This is a genomic window from Morganella morganii (genome assembly GCF_019242955.1).
GTDB lineage: Bacteria > Pseudomonadota > Gammaproteobacteria > Enterobacterales > Enterobacteriaceae > Morganella > Morganella sibonii.
On the sequence record NZ_CP066129.1, the window covers coordinates 439,411 to 457,656 of the forward strand.

The following is an 18,246-nucleotide window of genomic DNA, read 5'->3' on the forward strand; positions in this document are numbered from 1 at the left end:
ACTCCTGTAAATCATAATTCGGCAGCATTGGCGCGGGCAGCGCGCTTTGCTAAGATAGTGTCGTTTGTTATTTCAGGGATACATTATGACGCGACGAGACAGAATGCTGGCTCAGATGGGGATCACCCAATGGACGCTGCGTCAGCCGCAGCGCCTGAAAGGGGAGCTGTCTGTACAGATCCCGGCTTCGGCACGTCTGCTGATCATAACCGATGAGCAGGCAGATCTCACCTGTGATTTACTCAGCGATATATTTCGCAGCCTGAATATCACGGCGGAAGATGTTTACTGCATCACGCCGGATAATGTACAGAGTATCCCGGCGCAGACAAATTGCCTGTGCTGGCTGCCGGGAACGGAAGCTGAACTGCCGGATTCACTGCCTTCATTACACTCACCCCGTATTGCCGATCTGTATCAGGATGCGCAGGCAAAACGGGGTTTATGGACACAAATTTATCATTATGATCACGCTGTCACCGCTGCTTCCCGCTGATTTTGCCGCCGCATTCCGTATTGAGCAGGCCGCTCACGCCTATCCCTGGAGTGACGCCACATTCCGCAGTAATCACGGCGAACGCTACCATAACCTGAAGCTGGAAACAGACGGGGAACTGGCCGGATTCGCTATCAATCAGACTGTGCTGGATGAAGCAACACTGTTTAACATTGCCGTTTCACCTGAACATCAGGGAAAAGGCTATGGCCGTCAGCTTTTGGAAAAAGTGATTGAGGATCTGACCGCAAAAGGGATTGCGACACTCTGGCTGGAGGTCCGGGCGTCAAACAGACCGGCGATTGCGCTGTATGAATCGCTCGGTTTTAATGAGGTTTCTGTCCGGAAGAATTATTATCCGGCGGCGCAGGGCAAAGAAGATGCGCTGATTATGGCGCTTTATCTGAGTTTCGGAATGTAATAGCAGGATAAACCGGATAAAACGGTGTTTTTTTATCCTTTTCGGTAATTTTCTGCGTGCTACCGTGATGGTATATATCTATCACAGGTACGCCTCCTCATGTTTATCCATAAAATTATCACACCGATATTTATCCGGCGCTTTGAATGCGCCGGTTCTGAGTGTCTTTCGCACTGCTGCCAGGACTGGTTTATCAGTATTGATAAGAAAACCTATAAAAAATATCACAGTGCTGACAGCATTGAGATTAAACAGATTTCTCAGGAACATGTGCTTAAATCAGAGCGCACCAATGCATATGCCTATATCCGGCTGACTGACGAAAAACAGTGCCCGTTTCTGACGGAAAAACGCCTGTGCGGGATCTACAGTAAACTCGGGCCTTCCGCGATGAGTGATACCTGCCGTGAGTATCCGCGCAGTGAAGCAAAATATCAGAATGCGACATTTAAACGTTTGTCACTCTCCTGTCCGGAAGTTGTCCGCCAGTTGCTGTTTTCCGCTGATGCCATGCAGCTGACGGAAGAAGACCTGTATCTGAAAAAAGTACCTGATGACGCGGCACTGACTGATCCGCAATACCTGGTGTATCTCTGGTGTCTGAATCTGGTGCAGGCACCGTCACCGGAGTTTGAGGATAACCTCTATGCCGTTATGCAGCTGCTGACGTTTATCAGTAAACTCAGTTATGACATTGAGGCGAATTTTGACCGTATTCAGGGCGTGTATGAATTTCTGCTCAATGCAACGGAAAACGGGGAACTGACAGCAGAACGCAGAGCATTGCCGCATCCGGTCAGTTTTCAGACCGCAGTGCTGAGTGTTTACGGTAAATTTATCCCGAAACTGTCCCGCAGCGGTACTTTTTTACTCTCCACCTATATCAACACGCTGAACCAACTGGGAATGGATGAGCAGCAGACCACAGAACGCACAGAAGAAAACATGGCGCGTCTGCGGGCGGAATGGAAGGTACAGCAGCAGAACAGCTGTCTGAATGAACCGTACTCACTGCGCAATCTGTTTTCTTATCTGCTGTATCACAGCCAGTTTCCGCACGCGGATAATTTCACCGGTGAGGTTACCGGTACCCGTAATGCAATGTCTCATTTCAGTCTGCTGGTGATGGATTATTTTTATCTGCGCACCAATCTGGCGGCACTGGCGGCAACGGAAAAACGGCCCCTGAAAGAAAGTGATGTGCAGTTGCTGATGGGCGCCTATTTTGCCCTGAAAATGCATATGGGTGATATTAATACGTACTTGCTGGCACTGATGGATCGTTGTCAGATGAGTGATGCGGTCGCCTGCATCTGCCTGCTTGATAACTGAACCCGGGGCATTTTTCAGGCTTTTGTTGTCTCACGGGGCAATCCGGGCGAAAATAAGCGCCATTAATGAGAAATCAGGGGCGGGAACCGCGTGTTTCTGTCCCGCAGCCCCAGAAGAACACTCAGATGTCAAATAATGCATTTTTACAGGAAGTGGCCAAGCGCCGCACCTTTGCGATCATTTCGCACCCCGATGCCGGTAAAACTACTATTACCGAAAAAGTCCTGCTGTTCGGACAGGCTATCCAGAAAGCCGGTACGGTCAAAGGCCGCGGCTCTAACCAGCACGCCAAATCTGACTGGATGGAGATGGAAAAACAGCGCGGGATCTCTATCACCACATCGGTGATGCAGTTCCCGTATCACGATGCACTGGTAAACCTGCTGGATACCCCGGGGCATGAAGACTTCTCCGAAGATACCTACCGTACCCTGACGGCGGTTGACTGCTGTCTGATGGTTATCGATGCGGCAAAAGGGGTCGAAGATCGTACCCGTAAGCTGATGGAAGTTACCCGTCTGCGTGATACGCCGATCCTGACTTTTATGAACAAACTTGACCGTGATATCCGTGACCCGATGGAGTTACTGGATGAGGTGGAAAACGAGCTGAAAATTGCCTGCTCGCCAATCACCTGGCCTATCGGCTGCGGTAAGCTGTTCAAAGGGGTCTATCACCTGTACCGCGATGAAACTTATCTGTATCAGACCGGTCAGGGGCATACCATTCAGGAAGTCCGCACCGTAAAAGGGCTGAATAACCCGGATCTGGATGCTGCTGTCGGTGAAGAGCTGGCGGCGCAACTGCGTGATGAACTGGAACTGGTGCAGGGCGCATCCCATGAATTCGATGAGGAACTGTTCCTCGCCGGTGAACTGACACCGGTCTTCTTCGGTACCGCACTGGGGAATTTCGGGGTGGATCATATGCTGGACGGCCTGGTTTCCTGGGCACCGGCACCGATGCCGCGTCAGACCGATGTCCGCGAAGTGACGGCGAAAGAAGACAAATTCACCGGATTTGTGTTTAAAATTCAGGCCAATATGGATCCTAAACACCGTGACCGCGTGGCTTTCCTGCGCATTGTGTCCGGTGTGTATGAAAAAGGGATGAAACTGCATCAGGTGCGTCTCAAAAAAGATGTCGTGATTTCTGATGCGCTGACCTTTATGGCCGGTGACCGTGCGCATGTGGATTGTGCGTATCCCGGCGATATCATCGGGTTGCATAACCACGGTACTATTCAGATTGGTGATACCTTCACACAGGGCGAGATTCTGAAATTCACCGGTATCCCTAACTTTGCACCGGAACTGTTCCGCCGTATCCGTCTGCGCGATCCGCTGAAACAGAAACAGCTGCTCAAAGGGCTGGTTCAGTTGTCTGAAGAAGGCGCGGTACAGGTCTTCCGTCCGCTGGCAAACAACGACCTGATTGTCGGGGCGGTGGGTGTGCTTCAGTTTGATGTGGTGGTTGCCCGTCTGAAAAGCGAGTACAACGTCGAAGCTATTTATGAGGCGGTTAACGTCTCTACCGCCCGCTGGGTGGAATGTGACGATGCGAAAAAACTGGAAGAGTTCAAACGCAAAAACGAACTGCATCTGGCACTCGACGGCGGCGATAACCTTTCTTATATCGCACCGACGATGGTGAACCTGAATCTCACCGCAGAACGCTATCCGGATGTGAGCTTCCACAAAACCCGTGAGCACTGACAGAAAAATAACGCGCCTCCGGGCGCGTTCAGGCCGTTGACAAACCCGCAGGGGTTGGCGACGACCGCCAGAGGTTGTAAAAATAAACCAGGAAAATCAATCTGTTGATTTTCGGCTGATAATACAAAGCAGGAAAACCGCGTTTTATCCTGCTTTGTCAGCAATCTCAGCGCGCCTCCGGGCGCGTTTTTTTTTATGCCGGAGTTAAGATACACTGACGGAGAGATTATGTTCATCATGAAAATGAAGAAGGATAAGATAATGCGCAATACCATGAAATCACTGGCCGTCCTGCTGGTCAGCGGTGCGCTGTTCAGTGCATCCGCAATGGCGGAAGAATCCCTGAGTCAGAAAGCCGGACAGGCGTGGGACAGTGCTTCTCAGTCTGCTGGAGATCTGGGTAAACAAGCGGAGCAGAAATTTGACGGTGCGGTAAAAGATGCCTCACTGCTGGTGGATGACAGCACGATTACCGCCAAAATCCGCGGTCAGCTGTTAAGCGCTGATGGCATTGACAGTAATGATATCGCGGTGAAAACCATTAATGGTACTGTGTATCTCTCCGGGTTTGTCACCACAGAGGCTCAGCGTACACAGATTATTAATATTGCCAAAGGTATTCCCGGCGTCCGTGCGGTGGAAGTCAGCATCGGACAGTATAAATAACCGGCCGGCTGTTCGTGCCGGGGGATGAGAGAATGGGAACGTATATCCCGGTGACACCCGGGAAAATCGCACCACTGGCCTGGTTGCCTGATCCGCTTCAGGCAACCGGAAAACTGGCGCTGGTCTGCGAAGGCGGCGGACAGCGCGGGATCTTTACAGCCGGTGTGCTGGATGAATTCCTTAAAGCCGGGTTTAACCCGTTTGACTTACTGATAGGGACATCTGCCGGTGCGCAAAACCTGTCAGCATATCTGTGCGGCCAGCGCGGGTATGCCCGTCATATCATTACCCGTTATACCACTGATAAACAATTCTTTAATCCGCTGCGTTTTATCCGCGGCGGCAATCTTATTGATCTCGACTGGCTGATTAACACGACGTCGGCGGAATGCCCGCTGGATATCGCACATGCCTTGCGGCGTTTTGAGCAGGGGCAGGAGTTTTATATGTGTGCCAGCCGGGCGGATAATCTGGATGCCGCCTATTTTAGTCCGCAGGCCGGAGACTGGCTGGAATATATCAAAGCGTCCAGCGCCATCCCCGGGTTTTACCGCGAAGGGGTGGAGATTGACGGCATTACATATCATGACGGGGGGGATCAGCGATGCCGTGCCGGTTATTGAGGCATGGCGGCGGGGGGCTACCCGGATTGTGGTGATCCGTACTGTCCCGTCACAGCTCTATTACACGCCGGAGTGGGTGAAACGCATGGAGCGCTGGCTGGAAAAAAGTCATCTGAAGCGGATGGTGGCGATGATGAAACAGCACGCCAAAAGCTATTACCGGACACAAAAGTTTATTCAGTCACCGCCGCCGGGTGTTGAAATTGCCGAAATTTATCCGAATGCGCCGCTGGCGAGCAATGCACTCGGCAGCCGGGTAAAAACCCTGATGCAGGATTACCGCCTGGGCCGCCGCAGCGGACGCTATTTTCTTGCAACACTCGGTAACCGCTGGGCAGCTTATGAGCCGGTACGGACATCTGTACTGCGTGTTCCGCCTGCTTCTAACGACAATGATTCACAATTACCGGTTACTGATGGCTCCGCAGCAGTATTACACTCACCGGAATATTCACCGGGACACTCACCAGAAAAGCCGGCGGATTAAATAAATGTCATTTATTGATACTCACTGCCATTTTGATTTTCCGTTTTTTACGGATGACCTTGCCCGTCACAAAGCCGCAGCGGCACAGGCCGGGCTGACTGATATTATTATCCCGGCGGTCAGTCATTGGAATCTCGGTACTGTCGCCGGGTTATGCCGCTCATCCGGCAGTGAGCCTCCCCGCCTGCATGCCGCATTCGGTCTGCATCCGCTTTATATTGCGGAACATACACCAGCGCATCTGGAACAGCTTGAGTTGCTGATCAGCGAAAGCGGAGCAGAATGCGCGGCTGTCGGGGAGATCGGTCTGGATCGCTATATGGACGACCCGCAGTGGGATAAGCAGCTTGATTTTTTTATCGCTCAGCTGAAGTTAGCTGCGCGGGCGGATAAACCGGTTATTCTGCATTCCCGTAAAACCCATGACACGCTGGCGGCTGTTCTGCGCCGCCATCCGGTTCCCCGCGGTGGTGTGGTTCACGGTTTTGCAGGCAGTTTTGCCCAGGCAGATGCGTTTGTGAAACTGGGGTATTACATCGGCGTCGGCGGTACGATTACTTATGAGCGGGCGCAGAAAACCCGGCGGGCAATCGCACAGCTCCCGCTTTCTGCGTTATTACTGGAAACTGATGCTCCGGATATGCCGCTCAGCGGTTTTCAGGGCGAACCGAACCGCCCGGAGCGGATTGTCCGTACGTTTGAGGTGCTCTGTTCACTGCGCAGTGAATCTCCGGAGGACATTGCTGCTCAGATTTATCGCAATAGCTGTACACTTTTTTCCCTGCAATCATCTGATTAAGATTCCTGAATCGATTTTCCCCCGATTTTGTTCTGTTGCAGCCGGTATTCCGTGTGCCAAAACACCTGAAATCACCTACAATTGTAAGCAGATGTTATTTCATGTTAGTTATCTGATTAAATATCCGTCAATTCCCGGATTCTCAGGGATTTTTCAGAGAAAAACAGTTCAATAATGTGATTGTCATCATGTTTTCGTATTTTTTGTTACTTTTTTCAGTCGTTATTTGTGACGCAAGTTGATTGTTAACCGGACTGACCGGGTATAATCAGCGCCACAGGGTCCTGCTCTGAGCTGCATGCGGAACAGGACTATTAATCTTCATTATCGTGAACAGGGATACTTCCATGCAACTCCTTATGAGTCTGGTCGGGATGGCAGTGCTGATCTTTATCGCAGTACTGTTTTCCAGTGATCGCCGGGCAATCAAACTGCGGACTGTTATCGGTGCCTTTATTATTCAGGTGCTGATCGGCGCGCTGGTTCTTTATGTCCCGATGGGACGCAAAATCCTCCTTGCAATGTCTGACGGTGTCGCCAGTGTTATCGGCTACGGCCAGAAAGGGATGGACTTCATTTTCGGCGGCCTGGTCTCTGACAAAATGTTTGAGGTATTCGGCGGCGGCGGTTTCGTCTTTGCCCTGCGTGTTCTGCCGGTTATTGTGTTCTTCTCCTCGCTGATTGCTGTTCTGTATTACCTCGGTATTATGCAGTTTGTGATTAAAATTCTCGGCGGCGGCTTACAGAAACTGCTGGGCACATCCCGTACCGAATCCCTGTCCGCGACAGCCAACATCTTTGTGGGACAAACAGAAGCCCCGCTGGTGGTGCGTCCGTATATCTCCGGGATGACCAATTCCGAACTGTTCGCGGTAATGTGTGGTGGTCTGGCATCCGTGGCCGGTTCTGTTCTCGCCGGGTATGCGCAGATGGGCGTTCCGCTGGAGTACCTGATCGCAGCATCCTTTATGGCGGCACCGGGTGGTCTGCTGTTTGCGAAACTGATGGTACCTGAGACCGAGCACTTTGATGACCGTACCGAAGCCATGGCCGGTATGGCGGAAGAAGAGCGCCCTGCCAACATCATTGATGCGGCGGCAAGCGGTGCATCTTCCGGTATGCAACTGGCGCTGAACGTAGGTGCAATGCTGCTGGCGTTTATTGCGCTGATCGCGTTAATCAACGGGATCTTAGGCGGTGTCGGCGGCTGGTTTGACTATCCGCAGCTGTCACTGGAACTGATCCTCGGCTGGCTCTTCTCACCAATTGCTTTCCTGATCGGTGTACCGTGGAATGAGGCGATGACTGCCGGTTCGTTTATCGGACAGAAAATTGTGGTCAACGAATTTGTTGCCTTCATGAACTTCGGTGAATACATGAAGCCGGATGCGCAGGTTATTGCTGCCGGTTTACAGCCGCTGTCTGATCACACCAAAGCGATTATCTCCTTTGCACTGTGCGGCTTTGCCAACCTGTCTTCAGTCGCGATCCTGCTGGGCGGCCTGGGCGGTATGGCGCCTAACCGCCGTAAAGACGTGGCACGTCTGGGTATGAAAGCGGTAATGGCCGGTACACTCTCCAACCTGATGAGTGCAACCATCGCCGGCTTCTTCCTGGCACTGTAACTGCTCCTCCCGCACAGGTGAATCCGGTTCACCTGTGCGTTTTACTGATTCGGTGTACTTGTCTTTCTGTCTCTCCCTGTCTATCTGTTTCCTGCGCTATACTATGCTGTGAATATGTGCTGTTATTTTGTGCATATCAGGCTGTTATTGTGATTTTTATCACATAACTGTATGTATTGATGTAAATGCCGTTATATAAACGTGATGAAAGGCACGTATTATAGTGCCAAGACATGCTCCAATAAGGCATGGATACCTTATAACGGATTCGGTGTTCTGTTTACAGTCACCTGTATTACAGCGCGGTGAGAAGGACCTCTGCGTTAACTCTTATCACAAGAGAGGCAACGTCTTCACGGAACCAAGTCCCGCTCGCCAACACATTTTGCATCGTTCAGATATTGCGTCTGCCCGCTAATGGCGCAGACATACGTTGGAGAGTTTTATGACCGATTTAACCGCCGCAGCGCAGCGCGCGTTGTCTTTAATGGATTTAACCACCCTGAATGATGATGATACTGACGCGAAAGTCACTGCGTTGTGTCATCAGGCGAAAAGTCCGGCAGGCCAGACTGCGGCTGTCTGTATTTATCCGCGTTTTATCCCGTTAGCCCGTAAAGTTCTGCGTGAGCAGGGGACGCCGGAAGTGCGTATCGCAACTGTCACCAATTTCCCGCACGGTAATGATGATATTGAAATCGCGCTGGCGGAAACCAATGCTGCGATTGCCTACGGCGCAGATGATGTGGACGTGGTATTCCCGTACCGTGCTCTGATGGCCGGTAATACGCAGGTTGGTTTTGATATGGTAAAAGCCTGCAAAGAAGCCTGTGCCAAACACAATGTACTGCTGAAAGTGATCATCGAAAGCGGTGAGCTGAAAGATCCGGCATTAATTCGTCAGGCATCTGAAATCTCCATCAAAGCCGGTGCTGACTTTATTAAAACCTCCACCGGTAAAGTCCCGGTCAACGCCACGCCGGAAACCGCGGAAATCATGATGACAGTGATCCGTGATATGGGTGTTGGTAAAACCGTTGGTTTCAAACCGGCCGGTGGTGTCCGCACTGCGGAAGAAGCCGCGCAGTATCTGGCGATGGCTGACCGCATCATGGGGGAAGGCTGGGCCGACTCCCGTCACTTCCGCTTTGGCGCATCCAGCCTGCTGGCCAGCCTGCTTAATACGCTGGGCTATGCAGACGCCAAATCTGACAGCAAGTATTAATCACATTTACCGGGCTGCTTTGCAGTCCGGTTTTTTGATTAACCCGGCACCTCAGGTACCGGGACGGATCCGGTATTTTTAAGGAGAACACCGTGTTTCTGGCTCAGGAAATTATCCGCAAAAAACGGGACGGACATCCGCTCTCTGATGAGGAAATTCGTTTCTTTATTAACGGCGTACGTGATAATTCAGTCTCTGAGGGACAAATTGCGGCGCTGGCGATGACTATTTATTTCCATGATATGAACCCGCAGGAGCGCGTCTCGCTGACACTGGCGATGCGGGACTCCGGATCGGTTCTGGACTGGAAACACCTTAATTTACCGGGACCGGTTGTGGATAAACATTCCACCGGTGGTGTCGGGGATGTAACCTCTCTGATGCTCGGACCGATGGTCGCTGCCTGCGGCGGCTATATCCCGATGATCTCCGGCCGCGGTCTGGGGCATACCGGCGGTACGCTCGACAAACTGGAAGCGATTCCCGGTTTTGACATTTTCCCGGATGATGAAACCTTCCGCCGCATCATCAAAGAGACCGGTGTGGCGATTATCGGCCAGACTAACTCTCTGGCACCGGCGGACAAGCGTTTTTATGCAACCCGCGATATTACGGCAACCGTAGATTCAATCCCGCTTATCACCGCCTCTATCCTCGGCAAAAAACTGGCTGAAGGCCTGGATGCGCTGGTGATGGATGTGAAAGTGGGCTCCGGGGCATTTATGCCGACATATGAATTATCAGAGCAGCTGGCGCAGGCGATCGTACAGGTTGCCAACGGCGCGGGCTGCCGGACGACCGCACTGCTGACTGACATGAATCAGGTGCTGGCCTCCAGTGCCGGTAATGCGGTGGAAGTGCGTGAAGCGGTGCGTTTCCTGACCGGTGAGTACCGCAATCCGCGTCTGTATGACGTTACCATGGCACTGTGCAAAGAGATGCTGGTCTCCGGCGGACTGGCGGCTGACCGCACAGAGGCGGAAGAAAAACTGCAGCGTGTGCTGGATAATGGCAAAGCGGCGGAAATTTTCGGCCGGATGGTAGCCGCACAGAGCGGACCGGCTGATTTTATCGAACGCTATTCGCACTATCTGCCATCGGCAGTACTCAGCAAACCGGTCTATGCTGAAACTGAAGGCATTGTCACCGCGATGGATACCCGCGCACTGGGCATGGCGGTTGTTGCACTGGGCGGCGGACGCCGTAAAGCAAGCGATCCGATTGACTACAGCGTCGGGTTAAGTGATATTGCGCCGATCAACAGTATTGCGGACGGACAGATGCCGCTGGCGATGATCCATGCCAATAATGAAGAAGCGTGGAATGAAGCGGCTCAGGCAGTACGTCAGGCCATCACACTGAGTGAACACCCGGTTACGGATACCCCGCTGATTTACCGCCGGATCAGCGAATAAGAACAATTTTGTTATTCACGCGGAGCCCTGCATCCTGACGTGATCTGACACAGGAGAGAAGTATGAAACGTACATTTATTATGGTGCTGGATTCATTCGGTATCGGCGCCGCACATGATGCCGCTGATTTCGGCGACACCGGTGCTGACACGTTAGGTCATATCGCACAGGCCTGTGCCCGCGGTGAAGCAGACAAAGGCCGTAAAGGGCCGCTGCATCTGCCGAATCTGTCCCGTCTGGGACTGGGGAAAGCCGCAGAAGAATCCACCGGGCATTTCCCGGAAGGTCTGGATAAAGATGCAGAGATCATCGGCGCATACGGCTACGCCGGGGAATTATCTTCCGGTAAAGATACCCCGTCCGGTCACTGGGAAATTGCCGGTGTACCGGTTCTGTTTGACTGGGGCTATTTCAGCGATCATGAAAACAGCTTCCCGCAGGAATTACTGGATATTCTCGTTAAACGCGCCAATCTGCCGGGCTATCTCGGTAACTGCCACTCATCCGGCACCGTGATTTTAGATCAGCTCGGCGAAGAGCATATGAAAACCGGCAAACCGATTTTCTATACCTCTGCGGACTCCGTTTTCCAGATTGCCTGCCACGAAGAAACATACGGCCTGGAAAAACTGTATGAGCTGTGTGAAATTGCCCGTGAAGAACTGACCAAAGGCGGTTACAACATCGGCCGTGTGATTGCCCGTCCGTTTACCGGCGAAAAAGCCGGTTCATTTGAACGTACCGGCAACCGTCACGACTACGCGGTAGAGCCGCCGTCAGCCACCATGCTGCAAAAGCTGGCGGAGGAAAAGCAGGGGGAAGTGGTCTCCATCGGTAAAATCGCGGATATTTATGCCCATGTGGGTATCACCAAAAAAGTGAAAGCAACCGGGATTGATGCGCTGTTTGACGCATCGCTGGAAGAGATGAAACTGGCTGGCGATAACACTATCGTCTTTACCAACTTTGTTGATTTCGATTCCTCCTACGGCCACCGCCGTGATGTAGCCGGTTATGCCGCAGCGCTGGAGTTATTTGACCGCCGTCTGCCGGAAATGCTGAAGCTGGTGAAAGAGGATGATATTCTGATCCTGACCGCTGATCACGGCTGTGATCCGACCTGGCCGGGTACCGATCATACCCGCGAGCATATTCCGGTATTGGTTTACGGACCGAAAGTCAAACCGGGCTCACTGGGCTACCGTGAAACATTTGCGGATATCGGGCAGACAGTTGCGTCCTATTTTAATTTATCCCCGATGGATTACGGCAAAAACATGCTGTAATGTGTTTCTTTTTTCGGGCAGACAGTCAGTCTGCCCTTTCCCTTTGGATTGACTGAAAGGATTTTTTTATGGCTACCCCTCACATTAATGCTGAACGTGGTGATTTTGCTGATGTTGTTCTGATGCCCGGCGACCCGCTGCGTGCAAAATACATTGCAGAAAATTTTCTGGAAGATATTAAACAGGTTAACAATGTGCGTGGCATGCTGGGTTTTACCGGAACCTATAAAGGCCGCCGTATTTCCGTGATGGGTCACGGTATGGGTATCCCGTCCTGCTCCATTTATGCCAAAGAGCTGATCACCGAATTTGATGTGAAAACCATTATCCGTGTCGGCTCCTGCGGGGCTATCAGCCGTGATGTCAAACTGCGTGATGTGGTTATCGGGATGGGTGCGAGTACGGATTCCAAAGTGAACCGTCTGCGTTTCAAGGATAACGACTTCGCGGCTATCGCGGATTTCGGCCTGGTACGCAATGCCGTTGAAGCTGCTGAAACTGCCGGTATTCCGGCGCGTGTCGGTAATATCTTCTCTGCAGATTTATTCTATACGCCGGACCCGCAAATGTTTGACGTGATGGAAAAATACGGCATCCTGGGCGTGGAAATGGAAGCTGCCGGTATTTATGGCGTAGCAGCGGAATTCGGAGCGAAAGCGCTGACTATCTGTACTGTTTCTGACCATATCCGTACCGGTGAAAATTTACCGGCAGAAGAACGTCAGACTACTTTTAATGAAATGATCACTATTGCGCTGGAATCTGTTTTACTGGGCGATAAGAAGTAATTTATTTCAGTCATTATAAAAACCGCTGCCGGTATTATTCTCCGGCAGCGGTTTTTTTATTATTTACTGTTATCAGGTCCGGTATGAATTTCTGAAACACCATTTCCTATCGCAATTTTAAAACTAAAATCACAGGTTTTATTGAGAACTTTGGCATAGGCTATGAATATAATTAACGTCAATAATACTACCATAAAGGATAAGCTGATTATTCTTGCGGCGGATATTATAAAGTTAAAAATAACTATGGGTAATTCTGGTATTTTTATCATATTAAAAGAACACATAAGTAAGTTAATAAGAAAGTAAAATAAGGTGCCTGATTAACCGCTACCTGCAACAGAGAAAACCGGGGGGATTTCTCCCCCCTCAGCATCATTTATCACTACAGGACAATGTTGCGTCAACCAGCATGTCTCCGCCTTTCAATGAAAAATCGGATACCCGATGATTATTGAGTAACGAATTTACAACATCAGAAATTGTAAGAGCGATTATTAATACCACTGCAACTATAGCTAATGTTGTTATTGATCTTTCGGTCATTTCTCTTGACTCCTTTAATTTAAGGAGGCAAAATCCCTATTGTTGGGTAGAGATTCGGCCCCGGTTTATGTTGAAAAACGTAATCGGGGCTTTCTTCTGTACGGAACAAGGGAATATATAGCCTGATCCGGACAGAATCAGGCACCCGCAGAAAATATAACAACTGTGTTTCTCTTTATCTCTAACCCGTTCGGGGGATAATACGGAGATATATCACAAAATATTAGTCTCACTATCCGTTAATACAATGATTGTTATTTTGCTAAGTTAGCGGAAATAATAAAGCCGCTATTAAGCGGCTTTATATTATTATGGCGGAGTGAGCATAAATAATTTTTCATTCTCACCGCTGTAGCGGGATAATGCACGGTTAATATCTTCTGCGGTAATCTGATTGATTAACGCCTCTTCCGTTACTATGCGGGTAAATTCATTATCATCCCCGGCAATCTGAGCCAGTGATTCTGTCCAGAATGCAGCACTCTGATAAACCTGCTGTTTTTCCAGCAACCAGTTGGCTTTGGCTTCTTTCAGCGCATTTTCACTGATACCTTCTGCTTTCAGTTTTTTCAGCACAGTCCGGCTTAATGCGGTCATCTCTGCTGCGCGCTGAGGATCGGTGGTGAAATTCAGCCGGGCGCTGTAGTACGGTGATGGCAGTTTTGCCAGCATAGAGGAGAAACTCAGGGCGTAAATACCGCCGGCCTGTTCACGCAGCGCGGTGCGCAGCTGTTTACTGATGATGCTGTCAGCCAGTTGCAGGGTCAGGCTCTCTTGATGTGACCACTGTGCCGGTGCGGTATACTGAATACTTACCATGGTCTTGTCAGAACTGGCGATCGGGTAAGTCCGGCTGAAAGATGTCATTTTCGGCGCAATGGCCGGGTCCCGCCATTGCAGGCGCTGCCCGGAAGCGGGCAGGGTGGCAATCCATTTCTCAACAGCCTGTTTTATCTGTTTTTTATCTGCCGCACCACTGATCACTAACGTCATGTCCTGTACCGGGCTGAGCAGAAGCCGGTGATTGTTCTGTAACTGTGCAGCCGTAAACTGACGCCAGCCGCCGTTTTCACTGATCACCAGACGATCGCCGTTAGTATGGCTTTCGCGGTTGATGGCATCCAGGAAACGGCGCTCCACCGGGGTACTGCTCAGGCTTTCCAGCATCATTTGCTGATTGCGGAGGAGTTTCTCACCGCTGAACTGCGGCTGTGTGATCTTCAGATGCAGCAGTTTCAGCAGCGTATCCAGCTCTTCCGGTGGTGCCTCACCACGGAAGCCGTGATTCAGCAGTTCACTGTACGGCCGCAGTGTGAGGCTGTGCTGCTTACTGAATAATGTCAGCTCACGGGCACTCAGTTCACCATAACCGCTGCTTTCCGGCAGTTTCAGTGCCCAGTCGGTCAGACCTTCCTGTCCGGCGGGTTCCAGTGAACGACCGCCCGGGATGCGCAGGTTGATCTGAATATTGTCTTTCAGATTTTTATCCTGATGCACAATCACCCGCAGACCATTGGATAACTGCCACGACTCCGTGGACGGCAGCGGCAGTGATTGTTCCTGCACGATGGTACCGGCGGCGGCCGGGGTGACATTCAGCGCCACCTGCCGCACAGTCAGGGAGAACGGTCCCGGGGCTGATTGGCGGATTTGCTGCCAGCGGTCAGTAAACGCTTTTTCCGTAAAACGTGTCTGTTCGCTGTCCGGCCCGAGCAGCGCCAGACGTGGTGATGCCTGATTCAGGAATCCGGACACATGCGTTTTCAGCGTATCCGGCGTAACCGGTTTGAGCAATTCCCAGGCAGTAGTAAGCTGCTGACGTTTGTCCTGAACCGGCATCCGGTATTCCAGTGCGGTGGTGATGGTATCCGCGAGATAATCATGGCCGTAGCGGGATTCTCCGGCGGCCTGCTGACTGAGTTTTGCCAGCAGACTCTGCCGTGCATCATCCAGCTCTGCCTGTGTGACCGGCTGTACCGCCAGGCGCTGAATCTCTGTCCACAACAGGGTGATGCTGCCGAGATAATCGCCGCCCTGAGGATGCACTATCATCAGTTGCTGAAGACGGCGGCTGTCCAGCATAGCCCCTTGCGGGTTGATACTGGCGGCAGGCAGCTGTCCGTTATCCACCAGCGCAGTCAGGCGCTGATTGAGAATTGTCACCCAGAGATTATCCAGCAGGTCGTCATACTGTCCGTCGCGGGTGTTGAGCGGGGCACGGATATCTCTCTGCAGCGCGAACTGCATAATGCGCTGTCCCTGCTCCTTATCAAAGACCGGCTTTACCAGCAGACCCGGCTGAGGGGCAAAACGCTGACGGGCCGGATCATCCTGTGCGGCGTCTTTTTTGGCAGGCTGATTAAAATACGCTTCCGCCAGATTGCTGACATCGTGGCGGTTAAACTGCCCGATAACCACCAGGCTCATACGCTGCGGCTGATACCAGGTCTGATAGTAGTCTTTTGCCGTGCTGACCGGCGCGTGGCGGATCACATCCAATAACCCGATCGGGTCACGTTCCGCATAGAGACTGCCTGCATAGCGCAGCTGCTCAAGAGCATTATTGATACGGAAGCCGATACCCTGGCGCAGCCGCCATTCCTCAATAATGACAGAGCGTTCTTTATCAAAGGCATCCGGGTCAAACGTCATGCCCTGTGCCCAGTCGGCGAGAACCTGTAAACCGGTCTGGATTTGTTCCGGCGTGGCCTGCGGCAGTGACAGTTTATAGACAGTTGAATTGAGGCTGGTGGCGGCATTGACATGGCTGCCGAGGTTCAGCCCCTGTTTTTCCAGCTGTTTAAAGCTCTGTGTGTCCGGAAAATGGGTGGTGCCTTTAAAGGCCATATGCTCGGTAAAATGTGCGAGGCCGCGCTGTTCCTCTGTTTCCTGCAAAGAGCCGCTTTCCACCAGCAGGCGCAGTTCCGCGCCGGGCTGCGGGCGTGACAGCAGATACACATTCATGCCGTTTGCCAGGCGGATGTGCTGTAAATCACTGCGCTGCGGCAGCGGACGATTATCTGTGCCCGTGGTGCCGGCTGCGGTACAGCCGGTGAGGATCAGCACCGCACCGGCAAAGGTCGGTTTATAATGCATATCGTACTCCTGATGTGCAGGTGGCGGCAGGGGCGGACAGGGCGATCACACGGTCGGCCTCCTGCTGAAGAAAACGCTGGTGACTGACCAGCAGAAGTGTGCTGCCGGGCAGACGGCTGCGGAGCAGGCGGATCATGCGGACAGCATTGTCATCATCCAGTGCCGAGGTAATTTCATCGAGCAGCATCAGTTTCGGCTGACTGAGCAGCAGACGGGCTATCAGCAGGCGCTGCTGTTCGCCGCCGGACAGACGCTGACGCCAGTCGGCATCGGTATCCAGCTGTGGTGAGAGTACGGCAAGCCCGGTGGCACCGAGGACATCACGGTAATCGTCCGTCGTGAACTGTGATGCGGCATGCGGATACGCCAGCAGGGATTTCAGTGTCCCTGACGGCAGGTAGAGTGATTGCGGAACCCACATGACATCCTGTTCACGGCTGATATTGCCGCGGTAGTAAGGCCAGTGGCCGCTGAGCGCGCGCAGCAGGGTGGATTTACCCAGCCCGGAGCGGCCGCTGATAATGGCAAATTCCCCGGCACGCAGGGAAAGAGAAACATTTTCCAGCAGCGGGCGGTTATCCGGCAGCAAAATATCGACGGAAACGTCCAGGCGTACTGCCGACTGACGGGTTTCAGTGACATCAGACACCGCATCATTTTCCAGAAGACGGACAAAATGGTACAGACGGGTTACCGTTGCCTGCCAGGCGGCAATTTCTTTATAGGCAAAAATAAACCAGCCGAGAGAGGTGGCGACACTGGTAAATGCCTGACGCAGCTGCATTAATCCGCCCAGCATCAGTTCACCGGCGAGGAATTTCGGCAGTGCAAACAGAATGGGCGCAAGTGCGGTAACTTGCTGATAACCCACGGTATAAAATGCCAGATTCCGCTCACAGCGGATCAGCTGATTCCAGTTGGCCGCCACGCGGGCAAAACGGGTCAGCAACTGCTGTTTATCCTGCAACTCTCCCCGCTGTCCGGCGATGGCGTCACCATGCTGTCTGCGGGTGATCAGCGCCGCACGGTAATCCGCCTCGCGCTGCTGTTTTTCCATATTCAGTTTACGCAGCGGCCCGCCGATAAGCTGTGTCAGCGCGATACCCACCAGGGTGTAAGCGATACAGGCCCAGAACATATAGCCGTTGATCCGCCAGTCCGTCCCGGCAACAGAGAGCAGAATACTGCCGGAGAGCTGCCAGAGAATGGCGGCAAAAGAAATCAGGGTCAGCAGCGAGTGCAGGAATGTGATCAGCAGGCTGAGGGTGGATTCCACCAGCAGGCGGACATCCTCGGCAATCCGCTGATCCGGGTTATCCGGCTCCTGCGCGGTCAGGCGCAGCAGGTAATGGCGGCTTTGCGGCGACAGCCAGCGGCTGAGGATCTGTTCTGTCATCCCCTCCCGCCAGCGGATAGCCAGTTTCTGCCGGAACCAGGTGCCGAGTACCACCACCAGAATCAGTCCGCTGACCAGCACGACAAAGAATTTGATCAGCTGATACAGCGCCGCACCGTCCAGCTTCTGTAATGCATTATAAAAATCCCCGTTCCACTGGTTCATGCGGATATTGAACCAGACGGAAGAGAGTGTCAGCCCGAGAGACAACAACAGTAAGAACCAGCAAAACAGGGCGGCACGCCGCCCCCAGAACGGCTTCACCAGCCAGATAAATTGTTTTATTGTTTTCATTGATTATTCATAACGTTAAGAGACATTGCTCACATG

General features: G+C 52.2%; 13 protein-coding genes and 1 pseudogene. 12 read left to right on the top strand and 2 right to left on the bottom strand.

Annotated features, from left to right (window positions below; all coding sequences use genetic code 11):
- Positions 1 to 85: 85 nt before the first annotated feature.
- The 12 genes and pseudogenes from JC793_RS01960 to deoD all read left to right on the top strand — a co-directional run bounded on the left by JC793_RS01960 (position 86) and on the right by deoD (position 12,878).
- Entirely contained in the window at positions 86 to 496 is a 411-nt protein-coding gene (locus tag JC793_RS01960; protein WP_046894021.1) for a DNA polymerase III subunit psi, read from the top strand.
- A complete protein-coding gene (gene rimI, locus JC793_RS01965; protein WP_054423847.1) occupies positions 465 to 917 on the top strand; it encodes a ribosomal protein S18-alanine N-acetyltransferase in 453 nt (150 codons plus the stop codon). The genes JC793_RS01960 and rimI overlap by 32 nt, the downstream gene beginning before the upstream one ends.
- Before the next feature lie 99 nt (positions 918 to 1,016).
- Positions 1,017 to 2,249 carry a flagellin lysine-N-methylase gene (fliB, locus tag JC793_RS01970; RefSeq protein ID WP_218427334.1) on the top strand — a complete coding sequence of 411 codons (1,233 nt, stop codon included), beginning with the start codon at positions 1,017 to 1,019 and terminating at the stop codon, positions 2,247 to 2,249.
- Between the two features lie 125 nt (positions 2,250 to 2,374).
- Positions 2,375 to 3,964 (top strand): peptide chain release factor 3, encoded by a 1,590-nt coding sequence (gene prfC / locus JC793_RS01975; RefSeq protein WP_046894183.1) that lies wholly within the window; start codon positions 2,375 to 2,377, stop codon positions 3,962 to 3,964.
- 228 nt (positions 3,965 to 4,192) lie between these two features.
- On the top strand, positions 4,193 to 4,630 hold the full coding sequence (locus JC793_RS01980; protein ID WP_218427336.1) for a BON domain-containing protein: 438 nt from the start codon (positions 4,193 to 4,195) through the stop codon (positions 4,628 to 4,630).
- 32 nt (positions 4,631 to 4,662) lie between these two features.
- A pseudogene (locus JC793_RS01985) lies at positions 4,663 to 5,740 on the top strand (patatin-like phospholipase family protein).
- Positions 5,741 to 5,744: 4 nt separating this feature from the next.
- Complete coding sequence (locus JC793_RS01990; RefSeq protein ID WP_218427338.1) at positions 5,745 to 6,539, top strand: TatD family hydrolase; 795 nt, start codon at positions 5,745 to 5,747, stop codon at positions 6,537 to 6,539.
- Positions 6,540 to 6,898: 359 nt separating this feature from the next.
- Complete coding sequence (locus tag JC793_RS01995; protein ID WP_171819742.1) at positions 6,899 to 8,164, top strand: NupC/NupG family nucleoside CNT transporter; 1,266 nt, start codon at positions 6,899 to 6,901, stop codon at positions 8,162 to 8,164.
- Positions 8,165 to 8,609: 445 nt separating this feature from the next.
- Positions 8,610 to 9,389, top strand: coding sequence for a deoxyribose-phosphate aldolase (deoC, locus tag JC793_RS02000; protein ID WP_107680475.1), 780 nt, complete (start codon positions 8,610 to 8,612; stop codon positions 9,387 to 9,389).
- A gap of 92 nt (positions 9,390 to 9,481) precedes the next feature.
- The gene (gene deoA, locus JC793_RS02005) at positions 9,482 to 10,804 is read left to right on the top strand and encodes a thymidine phosphorylase (RefSeq protein WP_107680476.1); all 1,323 of its coding nucleotides are present in this window, start codon (positions 9,482 to 9,484) and stop codon (positions 10,802 to 10,804) included.
- A gap of 62 nt (positions 10,805 to 10,866) precedes the next feature.
- A complete protein-coding gene (deoB, locus tag JC793_RS02010; protein ID WP_046894029.1) occupies positions 10,867 to 12,090 on the top strand; it encodes a phosphopentomutase in 1,224 nt (407 codons plus the stop codon).
- Positions 12,091 to 12,158: 68 nt separating this feature from the next.
- Complete coding sequence (gene deoD, locus JC793_RS02015) at positions 12,159 to 12,878, top strand: purine-nucleoside phosphorylase (RefSeq protein ID WP_024475051.1); 720 nt, start codon at positions 12,159 to 12,161, stop codon at positions 12,876 to 12,878.
- 855 nt (positions 12,879 to 13,733) lie between these two features.
- Here the strand turns inward: deoD and JC793_RS02020 are convergent.
- The gene (locus JC793_RS02020) at positions 13,734 to 16,520 is read right to left on the bottom strand and encodes a M16 family metallopeptidase (protein WP_218427340.1); all 2,787 of its coding nucleotides are present in this window, start codon (positions 16,518 to 16,520) and stop codon (positions 13,734 to 13,736) included.
- Positions 16,510 to 18,210 carry an ABC transporter ATP-binding protein/permease gene (locus JC793_RS02025; RefSeq protein ID WP_218427341.1) on the bottom strand — a complete coding sequence of 567 codons (1,701 nt, stop codon included), beginning with the start codon at positions 18,208 to 18,210 and terminating at the stop codon, positions 16,510 to 16,512. Before JC793_RS02025 ends, JC793_RS02020 begins: the two co-directional genes overlap by 11 nt.
- Positions 18,211 to 18,246 lie beyond the last annotated feature (36 nt).